Source organism: Achromobacter sp. SIMBA_011, from assembly GCF_046535435.1.
In the GTDB taxonomy this organism is placed as follows: Bacteria; Pseudomonadota; Gammaproteobacteria; order Burkholderiales; family Burkholderiaceae_B; genus Achromobacter; species Achromobacter dolens.
The window spans coordinates 1-235 of the sequence record NZ_JAWRWN010001238.1 but is presented as its reverse complement, the minus strand read 5'-3'; the positions used below and the strand labels follow the sequence as shown (position 1 = coordinate 235).

The following is a 235-nucleotide window of genomic DNA, read 5'->3' as shown; positions in this document are numbered from 1 at the left end:
CTTCGTCGAGCAGATCGGCAAGCAAGACATCGGCGCCCGCACGCGCGAGCGTGAGCGCTATGCCGCGTCCGATACCGCGCGCGCCGCCGGTGACGACCGCGACCTGGCCTTTGAGGGGTTCGTCCATGCTGATGTCTCCTGTTTTTAAGGGGTTGGCGAGAAAAACCTTCAAACGCGCCGGCATGCGTACACCTGCGCACACATGCGCGGACCTGCGTCCTCATGCACGCGTGGC

At 64.7% G+C, this 235-nt stretch carries 1 protein-coding gene; it reads right to left on the bottom strand.

Translation table 11 applies throughout. From position 1 onward, the window contains the following. Positions 1-127 (bottom strand): SDR family NAD(P)-dependent oxidoreductase (locus SB816_RS35010; RefSeq protein ID WP_410548622.1); only part of this gene is annotated, 127 nt, incomplete at its 3' end. Positions 128-235: the final 108 nt, after the last annotated feature.